13 protein-coding genes are annotated in these 16,024 nt (G+C 70.4%); 4 read left to right on the top strand and 9 right to left on the bottom strand.

Annotated features, from left to right (window positions below; all coding sequences use genetic code 11):
- Position 1: 1 nt before the first annotated feature.
- From mihF to pyrR, 9 genes are all read right to left on the bottom strand, one after another.
- Positions 2-325, bottom strand: a complete 324-nt coding sequence (gene mihF, locus E1295_RS22855; RefSeq protein ID WP_020541698.1) for an integration host factor, actinobacterial type — start codon at positions 323-325, stop codon at positions 2-4.
- A gap of 837 nt (positions 326-1,162) precedes the next feature.
- Complete coding sequence (gene pyrF, locus E1295_RS22850) at positions 1,163-1,855, bottom strand: orotidine-5'-phosphate decarboxylase (RefSeq protein WP_132632440.1); 693 nt, start codon at positions 1,853-1,855, stop codon at positions 1,163-1,165.
- A 53-nt stretch (positions 1,856-1,908) separates the two neighbouring features.
- Positions 1,909-2,886: a dihydroorotate dehydrogenase gene (locus E1295_RS22845; RefSeq protein WP_132632438.1), complete on the bottom strand. Its 978-nt coding sequence runs from the start codon at positions 2,884-2,886 to the stop codon at positions 1,909-1,911.
- The gene (locus E1295_RS22840) at positions 2,876-3,742 is read right to left on the bottom strand and encodes a dihydroorotate dehydrogenase electron transfer subunit (protein ID WP_132632436.1); all 867 of its coding nucleotides are present in this window, start codon (positions 3,740-3,742) and stop codon (positions 2,876-2,878) included. The genes E1295_RS22845 and E1295_RS22840 overlap by 11 nt, the downstream gene beginning before the upstream one ends.
- Positions 3,743-3,777: 35 nt before the next feature.
- Positions 3,778-7,065, bottom strand: a complete 3,288-nt coding sequence (gene carB, locus E1295_RS22835) for a carbamoyl-phosphate synthase large subunit (RefSeq protein WP_132632434.1) — start codon at positions 7,063-7,065, stop codon at positions 3,778-3,780.
- Complete coding sequence (gene carA / locus E1295_RS22830) at positions 7,052-8,200, bottom strand: glutamine-hydrolyzing carbamoyl-phosphate synthase small subunit (protein ID WP_132632466.1); 1,149 nt, start codon at positions 8,198-8,200, stop codon at positions 7,052-7,054. Before carA ends, carB begins: the two co-directional genes overlap by 14 nt.
- Before the next feature lie 29 nt (positions 8,201-8,229).
- Positions 8,230-9,516, bottom strand: coding sequence for a dihydroorotase (locus tag E1295_RS22825; protein WP_132632432.1), 1,287 nt, complete (start codon positions 9,514-9,516; stop codon positions 8,230-8,232).
- A 64-nt stretch (positions 9,517-9,580) separates the two neighbouring features.
- The gene (locus E1295_RS22820; protein ID WP_132632430.1) at positions 9,581-10,498 is read right to left on the bottom strand and encodes an aspartate carbamoyltransferase catalytic subunit; all 918 of its coding nucleotides are present in this window, start codon (positions 10,496-10,498) and stop codon (positions 9,581-9,583) included.
- The gene (pyrR, locus tag E1295_RS22815) at positions 10,495-11,040 is read right to left on the bottom strand and encodes a bifunctional pyr operon transcriptional regulator/uracil phosphoribosyltransferase PyrR (protein WP_132632428.1); all 546 of its coding nucleotides are present in this window, start codon (positions 11,038-11,040) and stop codon (positions 10,495-10,497) included. The genes E1295_RS22820 and pyrR overlap by 4 nt, the downstream gene beginning before the upstream one ends.
- Positions 11,041-11,327: 287 nt before the next feature.
- Between pyrR and E1295_RS22810 the strand changes: the two genes are divergently transcribed.
- Genes E1295_RS22810 through E1295_RS22795 form a run of 4 tightly spaced genes read left to right on the top strand, consistent with a single transcriptional unit; the run spans position 11,328 to position 15,816 of the window.
- Complete coding sequence (locus E1295_RS22810) at positions 11,328-12,572, top strand: arginine deiminase (protein WP_132632426.1); 1,245 nt, start codon at positions 11,328-11,330, stop codon at positions 12,570-12,572.
- Positions 12,573-12,581: 9 nt separating this feature from the next.
- A complete protein-coding gene (gene arcC / locus E1295_RS22805) occupies positions 12,582-13,517 on the top strand; it encodes a carbamate kinase (RefSeq protein WP_132632424.1) in 936 nt (311 codons plus the stop codon).
- Positions 13,518-13,527: 10 nt separating this feature from the next.
- Positions 13,528-14,949: an amino acid permease gene (locus tag E1295_RS22800; RefSeq protein WP_132632422.1), complete on the top strand. Its 1,422-nt coding sequence runs from the start codon at positions 13,528-13,530 to the stop codon at positions 14,947-14,949.
- Positions 14,950-15,816 (top strand): universal stress protein, encoded by an 867-nt coding sequence (locus tag E1295_RS22795; RefSeq protein ID WP_132632420.1) that lies wholly within the window; start codon positions 14,950-14,952, stop codon positions 15,814-15,816.
- Positions 15,817-16,024: the final 208 nt, after the last annotated feature.

Here is a 16,024-nt window from a genome sequence, read left to right as displayed (position 1 = left end):
ATTAGCTCTCGTTGCCACCGAACTCGCGCTCGAGGGAGGCCCTCTGGTTCGCGCCGAGGCCCCGCACGCGGCGGGACTCGGCGATGGCCAGCCGCTCCATCAGCTGCTTGGCGCGGACCTTGCCCACGCCTGGGAGCGATTCCAACAAAGCCGACACCTTCATCTTGCCGATGACGTCGTCGGTCTGCCCATCCTTGAGCACCTCAGCCAGAGAAACCGCGCCATGCTTAAGCCGGTTCTTGACCTCGGCACGCTCTTTACGGGCCTTGGCAGCCTTCTCCAGGGCTGCGGCGCGCTGCTCGGGGGTCAGGGGAGGAAGAGCCACGCCGGGTCACCTCGAATTTCTGTCGATGTACTCGGACGGGAAGGGAAACTAGCTGGTCATCGCCCCCTAAGCAACGTCAAGAGCAGTTTCTCTCGCCACAAAATCCACTTCATCACTGTCCGTGCTTGTAAAATCACATTGTGCTGATCAAATCGCCGCACTTCCCGTTCAGGGAGGCGGCACGCGACGATGTCGCGAAACGCAACGAAGATCACGTTTCAGCCATCCGACATTGTCCGAAATCCCGCTCACACCTGGGCCGAAACCTTCTCGGCGATCGGTGTGCGACCGCTTCAGGAATGCCTTATGATCTTGTCAGCGGCACCGGACGGCAAGATCCATCTCCCCCGCCCGGCCAAGATCGATCGACCCGTGCCGGCTGGCGCACGGACAGGCACGGCGACCCCCTCCTGACTCAAGCCCGTCAACCGACGGCGCACGAGTCGAACGCCCTCCACCGCACCCCGGCACGACCCCAGCGCCACACCGGCCCGACGGCAACGCGAGCCCCAGGACCACAGACACCTCGGGCGTACGGGTGCACGTGTCCCCCGAACAGGGGCAAGCAGAAGTGCGCGGCCCGGGGCCAACGGAAGCACGGCTCGGGTCAAGTGTGCGCTCGTCACGGCGAGTGCCACGTGAGCCCTCACGACCGGCCATGACAGACGGGAACGCACGTCGGCGCGTGCGGGCAAGCCAGGCCTGCCGTAAAGGAAGGTCAAAGGAGCGCCAGCCGCGAGGGAAAGCCAGAAGAGGCATCAGCCGCGATGAAGGCCAGAAGAGGCGCCTGCCGAAAGGACGGTCCAGCCGAGCATCGCCATGAAGAAACATGCAGCATCAAACAGAACGCCGGAGCGACGCGGCGATGGCGGCGGCTGCGGCGCCCGGGTCGGGTGAGCCGGTGATGGGGCGGCCGATGACGAGCAGGTCCGCGCCGTCCGCGAGCGCCTGTTCGGGCGTGGCCACGCGCGCCTGGTCCTGCGTGGCGGCGCCCGTGGGCCGCACGCCCGGTGTGATCAGCCGGATCCCGTCCCCCACCTCCGCCCGCACGGCCGGCACCTCGTGGGGCGAGCACACCAGCGCGGTCGCGCCCGCCTCCACCGACAGCGCTGCCAATCGGCGTACGGCGGCGTCGGCCGGGCCCGCGAGCCCGATGCGGTCGAGGTCGGTCTCGGTCAGGGAGGTGAGAATCGTCACGGCGGCGATCTCGGTGTGCGGCGCCGCCTCCACGGCGGCCCTGATCATGGCGGGCCCGCCGGCGGCGTGCACCGTGAGGATCGCGGGACGCAGGCGGGCCACGGCGCGGGCGGCCCCGGCGACGGTGTTGGGGATGTCGTGGAGCTTGAGGTCGAGGAACACCTCCACGCCGCTGGCTCCCTTGACGGAGGCGATCACGTCGGGGCCGTAGCGCAGGTAAAGCTCCAGGCCCACCTTGACCGTGCTGACGTGCGGCGTCACGAGGGCCGCCCACCGGGCTGCGGTTTCCAGGTCGGGTGCGTCGAGGGCGACGGCGATCGGTGCGGGAGTCAAGACGTGGTCTCCTCAGGTGCTGGAGCGATTGCGGGCGGGGAAGTCAAGGGTGCCTACGGGGTGCTCTCTTCGGAGTCGACCAGGAGATGCCGCGGCGCGCTGCCCGGGGGCCGGTGCGCGAGGCCGACGGCGTCGGCGAGCCGCTGCAGGCCGCGGGCCCGGAGGAGGTCTTCGAGCTCGCGTTCGATGCGCAGGCAGGCGTACGGGTCGTGGAAGAGCGCCGTGCCGACCCCGACGACGCAGGCCCCCGCGAGGACGAGCTGGAAGGCGTCCTTGCCGCTCATCACGCCGCCCATGCCGATCAGCGGGACGCCGGGTAGCGCGGCGTGGACCTGCCAGACGCACCGTACGGCGAGCGGCAGGACGGCCGGCCCCGACAGCCCGCCGGTGACGGCGGCGAGCGAGGGCCGCAGCGCCTCGGTGTCGATGGCCATGCCCAGCGGATTGTTGATCATGGACAGGGCGTCGGCCCCGGCGTCCACGCACGCCCGCGCGACCGAGACGATGTCGGCGACGTCGGGGGCGAGTTTGGCGACGACGGGGACGTCGTAGCGCATGATGGAGCGTACGGAGGCGATCACCTCGGCCGCCGCGCTGCCCTCGCGGGCGAAGACGCGGCCGCGGTCCTCCATGTTGGGGCAGGAGAGGTTGATCTCCAGGGCGGTGACGCCGGGCGCGTCGGCCAGCCTGCGGGCCAGTTCGGAGTATTCGGCGACGGTGCCCCCGCCGATCGAGACGATGGTCCTGATGCCGCGCTGGGCCAGCCAGGGAAGTTCGCGCTCCAGGAACGCGTCGATGCCGGGGCCCTGCAGGCCGACGGAGTTGAGTATGCCCGAGGGGGTCTCGGCCATGCGCGGGGTGGGCCGGCCGGCGCGCGGCGCCATGGTGATCGAGCGGGTGGTGAGGGCGCCGAGCCGGTGCAGGTCGAAGAACTGGGCCAGTTCGCGTCCTGAGGAGGCGCAGCCGGCCGCCGTGGTGATCGGGTTCGCCAGCTCTACATGCGCCAGAAAAGTCCGCATATCAACTGACATGTCGTGCTCCGCCTCCGGGGGCGCCCAGCGCGTCGAACGGGATGGTCCCCACGTCCTCGAACCGCACCCGCTCCCCCCGGAACACCGGGCCTTCGGCGCACGCCCTGACCATCCTCGTCGCCCCGTCCTCGCCGATGACGGGCAGCACGCACGTCATGCACACCCCGATGCCGCAGGCCATCGACTCCTCGACCGCGACCTGCACCGGGATGTCGAACTCCATCCCCACCGCCGTCACCGCCCGCAACGTCGCCATGGGCGCGCAGGCGTAGACCGCGTCGGCCCGCGTGTCGGCGATCACCGAGGGCAGCGCGTCGGTGACGGTGCCGCGCAGGCCGAGTGAGCCGTCCTCGGTGGTCAGCGTCGTCGTCTCGGCCATCCTGCGGGCCCGCATCGCGCCGAAGACCCGCTCGGCCTCCGCTCCCCCGATCACGAAGTCGACCCGGCAGCCCCGCGCCAGCAGCGCGTCGGCCAGCGGGAACAGCACGGCCGAGCCGTAGTCGGAGCCCACCAGCACGCAGTGCGCCGGATCGCGCGGCAGCGGGAACGGCCGCCCGAGCGGCCCGACCAGGTCGAGCGTGTCCCGCGCGCGCCGCTCGGCGAGCCAGGCCGTGCCGGGCCCGCCGGTGGTGAAGACCAGCTCGACCGTGCCGCCGTAGTCGGCCTTGACGTCGTGGATGAAGAACGCCCGGCGCGTCACCATCGAGGTGTAAGCCCCTCCGACCGCCACCGACACGAAGTGACCGGGGCGGTAGCGCTCGGCTATGCCCGGCGCCACCACCGTCAGCGCATGGTAGGCGTCGACGCGGCGCGTCGTCAGCACCGTGCCAGTCACCTGCACCGGAGTGCCGGCCAGTCGTCTTCACCTCCCGCCCCGGGGGTCGTAAGGGGTCAGCCCCTGAGTGCCTGCGCGTGTTCCTGGAGCGACCGTACGCCCACATCGCCCCGGACGATCGCCTGGATGCCCGCCGCCGCCGCGGCGAGTCCCGCGACCGTGGTGATGCACGGGATGCCGCGCAGCACCGCGGCGGTGCGGATCTCGTAGCCGTCGAGCCGCGGACCGGACTGCCCCGGGCTGCCGAAGGGCGTGTTGATGATCAGATCGACCTCGCCGTCGAGAATGCACTGCACGCTCGTTGGCTCACCTCCGGGCCCCGTCCCCTCGCTGTGCTTTCGCACGATCTTGGCATGGACGCCGTTGCGGCGCAGCACCTCGGCCGTGCCCTCGGTGGCCAGGATCTCGAACCCGAGGTCCGCGAGCGCCTTCACAGGGAAGATCATCGCACGCTTGTCGCGATTGGCCACGGACACGAACGCGCGTCCTTTGGTCGGGAGCTCACCATAGGCGCCCGCCTGCGACTTCGCGAACGCGACGCCGAAGAAGGCATCGATGCCCATGACCTCGCCCGTGGAGCGCATCTCGGGCCCGAGCACGATGTCGACGCCGCGGAAACGGTTGAACGGCAGCACCGCCTCCTTGACCGCGATGGAGGAGTCGAGCGGCAGCGTGCCGCCGTCGCCGGTCGCGGGCAGCATGCCTTCCTCGCGCAGCTGCGCGATCGACGCGCCGAGCATCACCCGGGAGGCCGCCTTGGCCAGCGGCGCGGCCGTGGCCTTGGACACGAACGGCACCGTACGGCTGGCCCGCGGGTTGGCCTCCAGGACGTAGAGGACGCCGGAGGACATGGCGTACTGGACGTTCAGCAGCCCGCGTACCCCCACCCCGGAGGCGATGGCCTCGGTGGCGGCGCGAATGCGCTTGATGTCGTTGCTGCCGAGCGTGATGGGCGGCAGCGCGCAGGCCGAGTCGCCGGAGTGGATGCCGGCCTCCTCGATGTGCTCCATCACGCCCCCGAGGTAGAGCTCCTCGCCGTCGTAGAGGGCGTCGACGTCGATCTCGGTGGCCTCGTCGAGGAACTTGTCCACCAGCACCGGATGGCCGCCCTCCTGGGCCGCCATGTAGGTGGTCAGCGTCTCGTCGTCGTAGACGATGGCCATGCCGGCCCCGCCCAGCACGTAGGAGGGCCGCACGAGCACGGGGTAGCCGATGTCCTCGGCGATCTCCAGCGCCTCGGAGACGGTCAGCGCCGTGCCGTGCTTGGGCGCGGGCAGGCCCGCCTCGGCCAGCACCCTCCCGAACGCGCCGCGCTCCTCGGCCAGGTGGATCGACTCCGGCGAGGTGCCGACCACGGGCACGCCCGCGTCCTTCAGCGCCTGCGCGAGCCCCAGCGGGGTCTGGCCGCCGAGCTGCACGATCACGCCCGCCACCGGCCCGGTCTGCTGCTCGGCGTGCACGACCTCCAGGACGTCCTCCAGGGTGAGCGGCTCGAAGTAGAGCCGGTCGGAGGTGTCGTAGTCGGTGGAGACGGTCTCGGGGTTGCAGTTGACCATGACGGTCTCGAACCCGGCCCGCGACAGCTCGAACGAGGCGTGCACGCACGCGTAGTCGAACTCGATGCCCTGGCCGATGCGGTTGGGCCCGGAGCCGAGGATGATGACCTTCTCCCGCTCGCCGTAGGGGACCTCGCTCTCCTCGTCGTAGGTGGAGTAGAGGTAGGGGGTCTTCGCGGCGAACTCGGCGGCGCAGGTGTCGACGGTGTTGTAGACCGGCCGCAGCCCGAGCGCGTGCCGCAGGTCGCGCACCCGCGCCTCGTCGATGCCGCGGACCTCGCCGATCTGCACGTCGCTGAACCCGTGGCGCTTGGCGCGTTCGAGCACCTCCACGGTCAGCTCGGGCGCGGCGGCGACCGCCTCGGCCTCCTCCTGCAGCAGGAAGAGCTGGTCGATGAACCACGGGTCGACGCGCGTGGCCTCGAACAGCTCGCCGGGCGTGGCGCCGGCCCTGATGGCCTCCTGCATGGTGCGCAGCCGCCCGTCGTGCGGCGTGCGGCACTCGGCCAGCAGGTCGTCCTTCGGCCGCACGTCGCCGGCCCAGGTGAAGGAGGAGTCCTTCTTCTCCAGCGACCGCAGCGCCTTCTGCAGCGCCTCGGGGAAGGAACGGCCGATGGCCATGGCCTCGCCGACCGACTTCATGTGCGTGGTCAGCGTACGGTCGGCGCCCCTGAACTTCTCGAACGCGAACCTCGGCACCTTCACCACGATGTAGTCGAGCGTCGGCTCGAAGGAGGCCGGGGTCTCCTTGGTGATGTCGTTGGGGATCTCGTCGAGGGTGTAGCCGATGGCCAGCTTGGCCGCGATCTTCGCGATCGGGAAGCCGGTGGCCTTGGAGGCGAGCGCGCTGGAGCGCGACACGCGCGGGTTCATCTCGATGACGATCATGCGGCCGGTGCGCGGGTCGACCGCGAACTGGATGTTGCAGCCGCCGGTGTCGACGCCGACCTCGCGGATGACGGCGATGGCGACGTCGCGCATGTTCTGGTATTCGCGGTCGGTCAGGGTCAGCGCGGGCGCGACCGTGACGCTGTCGCCGGTGTGGACGCCCATCGGGTCGATGTTCTCGATGGAGCAGACGATGACCACGTTGTCGTGCCGGTCGCGCATGACTTCGAGCTCGTACTCCTTCCAGCCGAGGATCGACTCCTCCAGGAGCACCTCGGTGGTCGGCGAGGCGTCGAGGCCCGCCCCGGCGATGCGCCGCAGGTCCTCCTCGGTGTGGGCGAACCCGGACCCGGCGCCGCCCATGGTGAACGACGGCCTGACCACCACCGGGTAGCCGAGCTCGCCGGCGGCGGCCAGGCACTCGTCCATCGTGTGGCAGATGGCCGACCTGGCCGACTCGGCGTTGAGCCCGTGCTCGCGGGCGACCTTGGCGACGATCTCCTTGAACCGTTCACGGTTCTCGCCCGCCTGGATCGCCTCGACGTCGGCGCCGATGAGCTCGACGTCGTACGTGTCGAGAACGCCCGACTCGTGCAGCGCGACCGCCGTGTTGAGTGCCGTCTGCCCGCCCAGCGTCGGCAGCAGCGCGTCGGGGCACTCCTTGGCGATGATCTTCTCGACGAACTCGGGTGTGATGGGCTCGACGTACGTGGCGTCGGCGAACTCCGGGTCCGTCATGATCGTCGCGGGGTTGCTGTTGACCAGGACGACGCGGAAACCCTCGTCCCGCAGCACCCGGCACGCCTGGGTGCCGGAGTAGTCGAACTCGCACGCCTGACCGATCACGATCGGCCCGGAGCCGATCACCAGGACCGACCTGATGTCCTCACGCTTGGGCACGGGTCATGACCTCACAGAACTCATCGAAAAGGTACGCGGCGTCGTGCGGACCGGCTGCGGCCTCGGGGTGGTACTGGACGCTGAAGGCGGGCCGCTCCAGCAGGCGAAGACCCTCCACGCAGCGGTCGTTGAGGTTGACGTGGCTGACCTCGGCCGGCCCGTACGGCGTCTCGAACGGCCCGTCGAGCGGCGCCTCGACCGCGAACCCGTGGTTGTGCGCCGAGATCTCCACCTTCCCGGTGCGCACGTCCTGCACCGGCTGGTTGACCCCCCGGTGCCCGTAACGCAGTTTGTACGTGGGAAGGCCGAGGGCCCGCCCGAAGAGCTGGTTGCCGAAGCAGATGCCGAAGAAGGGCACCTTGGCCTCCAGCACCTTACGCAGCGCCGTCACGTCGGCGGTGGCGGGGTCGCCGGGGCCGTTGGAGAAGAACACGCCGTCCGGCTGGACCGCCATGATCTGCTCGAAGGTGGCGGCCGCGGGCAGCACGTGCACCTCGCAGCCGCGCTCGGCCAGCCGCTGCGGCGTCATGCCCTTGATGCCCAGGTCGACGGCCGCCACGGTGAACGTCTTCGCCCCGGCCGCGGGCACGACGTAGGGCTCGGGGGTGGCGACCTGCGCGGCCAGGTCGGCGCCCTCCATGCCGGGCGAGCGGCGCACCCGCTCGACCAGCTCCTCGACGGGCTCCGCCGGGCGGGTGAAGATGCCGGCGCGCATGGCGCCGCGCTCGCGCAGGTGGCGGGTGAGGGCGCGGGTGCCGGGCATGGCGATGCCGACGACGCCCTGCTCCTTGAGGTAGGCGTCGAGCGAGCGGTTCGCCCGCCAGTTGGAGACCACCCTGGACGGCTCGCGCACGACGTAGCCGGCCACCCAGACGCGCGAGGACTCGGGGTCGTCGTCGTTGACGCCCGTGTTGCCGATGTGCGGGGCCGTCATGGCGACGATCTGCCGGTGGTAGGACGGATCGGTCAGGGTCTCCTGGTAGCCGGTCATGCCGGTGTTGAAGACCATCTCGCCGAACGTCTCGCCGTCGGCGCCGTACGAGGTCCCGTGGAAGACGCGGCCGTCCTCCAGAACGAGCACCGCCCCTGAGCCCTCGGCGTGCCCCCCTGCGGGCGTGGAGCCGCTTCGCGGCAGGTTGTCGTTCACGTCAGCAGCGCTGTCGTTCACACCAGCTTCCCTTCGAGAACGGTCGGCCTGCCGCGCAGGAACGTGGCCACTACCCGGCCCGGCAGCGTCATGCCCTCGTAGGGCGTGTTCCTGCTCTTCGACGCGAAGGCGGAGGGCTCGACCTGGGTGCGGCCGGACGGGTCGTACACCATGATGTTGGCCGGCTCGCCCGCCTCCAGCGGACGGCCCTGGGCAGGCAGGCGGCCGATGCGCGCGGGCAGCGCGGACATGCGCTGCGCGACGCCCGCCCAGTCGAGCAGGCCGGTCTCGATCATGGCCTCCTGGACGACGCTGAGCGCCGTCTCCAGGCCGACCATGCCCATGGCCGCGGCCGGCCACTCGGTCTCCTTGTCCTCGACCGGGTGGGGCGCGTGGTCGGTGGCCACGATGTCGATCGTGCCGTCGGCCAGCGCGGCGCGCAGCGCCTCCACGTCGGCGCGGGTGCGCAGCGGCGGGTTGACCTTGTAGATCGGGTTGTAGGCCCCCACGGGCGACTCCTCGACCAGGCCGTCGGTGAGCAGCAGGTGGTGGGGGGTGACCTCGGCGGTGACGTTCCAGCCCTTGGACTTGGCCCAGCGGATGATCTCGACGGAGCCTGCCGTGGAGACGTGGCACACGTGCAGCCGGGAGCCGACGTGGGCGGCCAGCAGGCAGTCGCGGGCGATGATCGCCTCCTCGGCGACCGCGGGCCAGCCTGTCAGGCCGAGCCTGCCGGAGACGACGCCTTCGTTCATCTGGGCGCCGGCGGTGAGCCTGGGCTCCTGGGCGTGCTGGGCGACGACGCCGTCGAACGCCTTGACGTATTCGAGCGCCCGGCGCATCAGGACGGCGTCGTCGACGCACTTGCCGTCGTCGGAGAAGACCCGCACGCGGGCGGCCGAGTCGGCCATCGCGCCCAGCTCGGCCAGTTGCCGGCCCTCCAGGCCGACCGTGACGGCGCCGACCGGGTGCACGTCGCAGTGGCCGTGCTCGCGGCCGAGCCGCCACACCTGCTCGACCACGCCGGCGGTGTCGGCGACAGGCGAGGTGTTGGCCATCGCGTGCACCGCGGTGTAGCCGCCGCGGGCCGCCGACTGGGTGCCGGTCTGCACGGTCTCGGCGTCCTCCCGGCCCGGCTCGCGCAGGTGGGTGTGCAGGTCGACCAGCCCGGGGAGCGCGATCGCGCCCCCGCCGTCGAACGCCCCCGGCGCGTCCAGGCCCGGCGCCACCTCGGCGATCACGCCGTCGTCGATCCGGATGGACACCGGCTCGCCGCCGAGAATCCTGACGTTCTTGATGATCATCGTGCCTCCTTCGCCGGCACAATGGTGGGAACGCTGTGCCCGCCGGTTGGTTCGCTGCGCTCTGTCACGTGGTCTCTCCCCCGAGCAGCAGGTAGAGGACGGCCATGCGGATGGTGACGCCGTTGGCGACCTGCTCCACGATCGTCGAGCGCGCCGAGTCGGCCACCTCCGCGGCGATTTCCATGCCCCGGTTCATCGGCCCGGGATGCATCACGATCGCGTCGTCCGGCATCTTGGCGAAGCGGTCGCGGTCGAGCCCGTAGCGGCGCGAGTATTCGCGCTCGCTCGGGAAGTACGCGGCGTTCATGCGCTCCTTCTGCACCCGCAGCATCATCACCACGTCGGACTTCGGCAGCACCGCGTCGAGGTCGTAGGAGACCTCGCACGGCCAGGTGCCGACGGAGACGGGCAGCAGGGTGGGCGGCGCCACCAGCGTGACCTCGGCGCCGAGCGTGCCGAGCAGCAGCACGTTGGAACGGGCGACCCGGCTGTGCAGCACGTCGCCGACGATGGTGATCTTTCGCCCTTCGAGCGCGCCCAGGCGGCGCCGCATGGAGAAGGCGTCGAGCAGCGCCTGCGTCGGGTGCTCGTGGGTGCCGTCGCCGGCGTTGACGACGCTGCCGTGCACCCAGTTGGCCAGGCGGTGCGGCGCGCCCGACGAACCGTGGCGGATGACGACCGCGTCGGCCCCCATGGCCTCCAGGGTGAGGGCGGTGTCCTTGAGCGACTCGCCCTTGGACACGCTCGACCCCTTGGCCGAGAAGTTGATCACATCGGCGGACAGCCGCTTGGCCGCCGCCTCGAACGAGATGCGCGTGCGGGTCGAGTCCTCGAAGAAGAGGTTGACGACCGTGCGCCCGCGCAGCGTGGGCAGCTTCTTGATGGAACGTTCCGAGACACTCGCCAGTTCCTCGGCGGTGTCGAGGATGAGCAGCGCGTCGTCCTTGGTGAGGTCACCGGCGGAGATCAGATGCCCTTTCACCTGGCGCCTCCCTTCATCAGCACGACGGCGTCGCGCCCGTCGGTCTCCTGCAGGTAGACCTTGACCTTCTCGCTCTTGGCGGTCGGCAGGTTCTTGCCGACGTAGTCGGCGCGGATGGGCAGCTCGCGGTGGCCGCGGTCGACCAGCGTGGCGAGCTGCACGGCGGTGGGCCTGCCGAGGTCGTTGAGCGCGTCGAGCGCGGCCCGCACGGTGCGGCCGGAGTAGAGCACGTCGTCGACGAGGACCACGACCTTGCCGTCGATGCCGTCGGGCGGCAGCTCGGTGTGGCCGAGCGGCCGGGCGGGCTTGAGCCGCAGGTCGTCGCGGTACATCGTGATGTCGATCGAGCCGACGGGGATCTTGACGCCTTCGAACTGCTCGACGCGGTCGCCGAGCCGGCGGGCCAGCGTCGCGCCGCGGGTCGGGATGCCGAGGAGGACGACATCGTCGGCGCCTTTGGTCCGTTCGAGGATTTCGTGCGCGATCCTGGTCAGCGCCCGGTGGATGTCGGGGGCCTCCAGCACGGCACGGGAATCGGACATGACGAATCTCACCACCTTTCCCGCCTCACGGGACGGGTCTTAAAGGGTGTTGGTCGGGAGACACAGTACCAGGGGCTACCAGCCACAACGCGAGCACCCTTCCGGAACGCCGCGACGGCTCCCCTACAGGGGGTGACCGGCATTCCCGGGTTCGTGCGCCCCACGCCCGCCTCGAGATCGGGTAGATCTCCCGCCTTCCGCCGTGTGGCGCGTTTCCGCGCGGGCAGGTCTGGGAGGGCTTGACGGACGACCGTTCATGTCCGGCTTTTGGGGGGGATAGAGCGAAGATGACCTTTCATGTCGATTCGGAGGTCGGGCGGCTGCGCCAGGTCCTCCTCCACAAGCCCGACCTGGCGCTCAAGAGGCTGACCCCCACCACCAAGGACGCGTTCCTCTTCGACGACGTGCTGTGGGTCCAGCGCGCGATGGAGGAGCACGAGGAGTTCCGGCAGGTGCTCACCGGCCGCGGCATCAAGGTGTACGAGCTGGCCGACCTGCTGCGCGAGACCGTCGACATCCCCGAGGCGCGCAAGCACATCCTCGACGCGGTCATCGACGAACGCTGGCTCGGCCCGGCCGCCATCGACGACATCCGCAACACCCTCGACGGCATGGACGCCGCCACGCTGCAGCTCTACCTGACGGGCGGCATCACCAAGGACGAGCTGATCGCCATGGGCTGCGCACCCAAGTCGGTCACCTTCCACACCACGCCCGGCGACGGCTTCATCCTGCCGCCGCTGCCCAACCACCTGTTCACCCGCGACACGTCCTGCTGGATCTACGACGGCGTGTCGATCAACGCCATGCGCAAGAAGGCCCGCATGCGCGAGACGGTCAACATGGAGGCCGTCTACATGTTCCACCCGACGTTCGCCGGCGGCTTCGACCGGCCCGGCCGGGGCGGCTACCACTGCTGGATGCCCGGCCAGGCGGTGGCGCCCGCCACCCTCGAAGGCGGCGACGTCCTCGTGATCGGCAACGGCGCGGTGCTGATCGGGATCAGCGAGCGCACCCGGCCGCAGGCGGTCGAGATGCTGGCGCAGCGGCTGTTCAGAGCCGGCTCGGCGCGCAGCATCGTGGCGCTCGACATGCCGAAGGCGCGGGCGGTCATGCACCTCGACACGGTGATGACGATGCTGGACGTGGGGGTGTTCAGCAAGTACGCGGGGCTCGGGATGCTGCGCTCGTACACGATCGAGCCCGGCGACACCCCCAAGGAGCTGAAGGTCACCGACCACCCGCCGGAGGACATGCACCGGGCCATCGCCCGCGCCCTCGACCTGGACGACATCAAGGTGCTGACCCCCACCCAGGACGTGTACGCCGCCGAGCGGGAGCAGTGGGACGACGGCTGCAACGGGCTGGCGCTGGAGCCCGGCGTGGTCGTCGCCTACGAGCGCAACACCACCACCAACAACTTCCTGCGCGACAACGGCATCGAAGTGATCACCATCAGGGGCAGTGAGCTCGGCCGGGGCCGGGGCGGGCCCCGCTGCATGAGCTGCCCGCTCGAGCGGGACGCGGTCTAGGAGGACGAGATGCGGGTCATCGTCGCTCTGGGCGGCAACGCCGTACTGGAACGCGGCCAGAAGGCCGACGCCGACGTCCAGCTCGCCAACGTGCGCACGGCCGTCAAGACGCTCGCCCGGCTGGCCGTCGAGCACGAACTCGTCATCACCCACGGGAACGGCCCGCAGGTCGGCATGCTGGCGGTGGAGAGCAGCGCGGACCCCGACCTGAGCAGGCCGTACCCGCTCGACACGCTCGTCGCGCAGACGCAGGGCATGATCGGCTACTGGATGCAGCAGAACCTGCAGAACGCGCTGCCGGGCCGGCAGGTCCTCTCCATGGTCACGCAGACGCTGGTGACGGCCGTCGACCCCGCCTTCGAGCAGCCGGCCAAGTTCGTCGGCCGGGTCTACGACCAGGAGGAGGCCGAGAAGCTGGCCGCCGAGTACGGCTGGACCGTCGCGCAGGACGGCCCGCACTGGCGGCGGGTCGTGCCCTCCCCCACGCCGCGGCGCATCGTCGAGACCCGGCTGATCCGCAAGATGATCCGCGAGGGCGTGGTCGTCATCTGCGCGGGCGGCGGCGGCATCCCCGTCGTCCGCGACGAGTCCGGCCGGCTGATCGGCGTCGAGGCGGTCGTGGACAAGGACCTCACCGCCGCGCTGCTGGCCGAGTCGCTCGAATGCGACGCGTTCCTGATCCTCACCGACGTGCCCCGCGTGATGCGCGGCTTCGGCACGCCGCAGGAGACGGAGATCGCCCACACCACGCCGCACGAGCTGCGGACCATGGAGTTCCCCGCCGGGTCGATGGGGCCGAAGGTCGACGCCGTGTGCCGCTTCGTCGAGAACACCGGCGACATGGCCGCCATCGGGAAGCTTGACCAGGCCGAACGCATACTCGACGGCTCAGCGGGCACGATCGTCACACCCAACGGCAGGTGGCCGCTGACGAGCACGCTGTAGGGGGTGTCGGATGGCACTGGCCCAACGGCTCTTGCGTACCAAGCCGACCGAACGCATCATTGCCGAGGGTGGACGGGGCGAGGGCGGTGAGCTGCGGCGCACGATGTCGCTCTGGCAGCTCACGCTGTTCAGCGTGGGAGCCACGCTGGGCACCGGCATCTTCGTGATCCTCGGGCAGGCGGTGCCCAAGGCGGGGCCGGCGGTGGTGCTGTCGTTCCTGCTGGCGGCCTTCACCGCGCTGCTCTCCGCCCTGTCGTACGCCGAGCTGGCCGGGACGATCCCGGTGTCCGGCTCGTCCTACTCGTACGCGTACGCGACGCTGGGCGAGCTGGTGGCCTGGGTCTGCGGCTGGTGCCTGATGCTGGAGTACGCCGTCTCCGTGGCGGCGGTGTCCGTGGGCTGGGGCGAATATCTGAACTCGTTCCTGCGGTCGCTGGCCGGCTTCACCCTGCCCGATGCCATCACCCGCTCCCCCGGCCAGGACGGCGGCGTGGTCAACGTCACCGCGATCCTCATCGTCCTGCTGGCCACCTGGCTGCTGCTCCACGGGGCGTCGGAGAGCGCCAGGGCCAACGCGGTGTTCGTACTGATCAAGATCGCTGTTCTGCTGTTCTTCTGCGCGGTGGCGTTCACCGCGTTCAGGTCGGGCAACCTCGCGCCCCTCGCCCCGATGGGGGTGGCCGGCATCACCGCCGCAGCCTCCCAGGTGTTCTTCTCCTACATCGGCTTCGACGCCGCCTCGACCGCCGGCGAGGAGGCCAAGAACCCCAAGCGTGACCTGCCCCTCGCCATCGTCCTCTCCCTGGGTATCGTCACGCTCGTCTACGTGCTCGTCGCCCTGGCCGCCGTCGGCGCGATGCCGTGGACGGAGTTCGACCCCGAAAGCACCGAGGCCAGCCTGGCCTACATCGCCGACCTGGCCATGGGCGCCACCTGGCCCGGCCTGATCGTCTCCTTCGGCGCGGTCATCGCCATCGCCAGCGTCGTGATCACCGTCATGTACGGCCAGACCCGCATCCTGTTCGCGATGTCGCGCGACGGGCTCATCCCGCGCGTGTTCCAGAAGGTCGACCCGCGCCGCCAGGTTCCCGTCGCCAACACCTTCATCGTCGCCCTGTTCATCTCGGTGCTGGCCGGGCTCATACCGCTGGGGCAGCTCGCGGAGGCGACCAGCATCGGCACGCTGTTCGCCTTCGCCATCGTGAACGTCGGCGTGCTCGTGCTCCGCTATCGCAGCCCCGGGATACCGCGCAGCTTCCGCGTGCCGTTCTTCCCCGTCACGCCGGTGCTCGGCGCGATCTTCTGCCTGCTCGTCATGGCGGGGCTCGCGGGGGTCACCTGGCTGGCGTTCGCGCTGTGGATGCTGGTGGGCCTGGCCTGCTACTTCCTGTACGGCTATCGCCATTCGCGGCTGAATGCCGAGGTGGGCTGAATGAAGCTGGAGAACGTGCTGGCCGGATACACGCCCGGGTCGCGTGGCAGGGACGGGCTCGCGCTGGCCGTCCTGCTCAAGGAGCAGGCGGGCGGGCGCCTGACGGTGGCGACCGTGCTGCCGCCCGTCTGGTCGCCGCCAGGACCCGCCAGGGCGGAGGAGACCGCCTGGCGCGCCTACCTCGCCGAGCAGGCGTCCGCGGCGCTCGCGCAGGCCCGCGGGCTGGCGGGAGAGGACGCCGAGTACGTCAAGCACACGCACAGGGGCAGCGGGCGCGGCCTGGTGGAGCTGGCCCGTAAGCGCGGCGCGGACGTCGTGGTGATCGGCTCGGCCCCGCGCGGCCGCAGGGGCCGCATCACCCTGGGCAGCACGGCCGACCAGTTGCTGCACTCCTCCTCCGTTCCCGTCCTGCTCGCTCCCCGCGGATACGGCGAACAACCTCCCGCGGCCTTCGAGCGCCTCACCGTCGCCTACCGGCGCGGCCCCGGCGGCGACGCGGCGGTCAAGGACGCGGCCAGGGCGGCCGCGCGGCTCGGCGTGGCCCTGCGGCTGGTCACGCTGGTGGTCAGCAGCGGCAGGCGGGCGCGGGTCGAGGAGGAGATGCTCGTACGCCTGCGCGACCAGGCCGCGGCCGACCTGCGGACGGCCGCACGGGGGCACCGGCGGAGGTTGTCCGTGGAGGCCGAGGTGCTGGAGGGCCGGAGTGTGGCCCAGGCGCTCGGCGCTGCCTCGTGGCTCGCCGGCGAGATGATCATATGCGCTTCCAGCGCCACCGGGCCACTCAGACGGGTCTTCCTCGGCGACACGTCCATAAAGATCGTCAAGGCCGCGACATGTCCTGTCATGGTGCTCACTCGCCAGACGTGAGTGGGCACGCTCCCTCGTCAAACTATGACGAAGTACGGACATTACTGTGACATCAGGGACGCTTGTGGCGATTCCTAACGGACCGGATTCGGCATCTTTTTTCCAATCAGCTTGACCTGGGGCGTCCACCCCTTTACCGTCACTGTGCGTAACCGCACTGCGCGGCGTTACCGGGGTAAACCCCGGCCGTGGCTACCGATGGTGCCGA

It is taken from the genome of Nonomuraea mesophila (assembly GCF_004352805.1).
Classification (GTDB): Bacteria; Actinomycetota; Actinomycetes; order Streptosporangiales; family Streptosporangiaceae; genus Nonomuraea; species Nonomuraea longispora.
Note: the sequence above shows the minus strand (reverse complement) of the source record. Positions and strands in the feature narration are given on the sequence as shown.

Excerpts from the sequence above, each read along its gene's own strand:
- E1295_RS22845 (WP_132632438.1), bottom strand. The coding sequence starts at position 2,886 with ATGTCAGTTGATATGCGGACTTTTCTGGCGCATGTAGAGCTGGCGAAC.
- E1295_RS22825 (WP_132632432.1), bottom strand. The coding sequence starts at position 9,516 with ATGATCATCAAGAACGTCAGGATTCTCGGCGGCGAGCCGGTGTCCATC.
- pyrR (WP_132632428.1), bottom strand. The coding sequence starts at position 11,040 with ATGTCCGATTCCCGTGCCGTGCTGGAGGCCCCCGACATCCACCGGGCG.
- E1295_RS22810 (WP_132632426.1), top strand. The coding sequence starts at position 11,328 with ATGACCTTTCATGTCGATTCGGAGGTCGGGCGGCTGCGCCAGGTCCTC.
- arcC (WP_132632424.1), top strand. The coding sequence starts at position 12,582 with ATGCGGGTCATCGTCGCTCTGGGCGGCAACGCCGTACTGGAACGCGGC.
- E1295_RS22800 (WP_132632422.1), top strand. The coding sequence starts at position 13,528 with ATGGCACTGGCCCAACGGCTCTTGCGTACCAAGCCGACCGAACGCATC.
- E1295_RS22795 (WP_132632420.1), top strand. The coding sequence starts at position 14,950 with ATGAAGCTGGAGAACGTGCTGGCCGGATACACGCCCGGGTCGCGTGGC.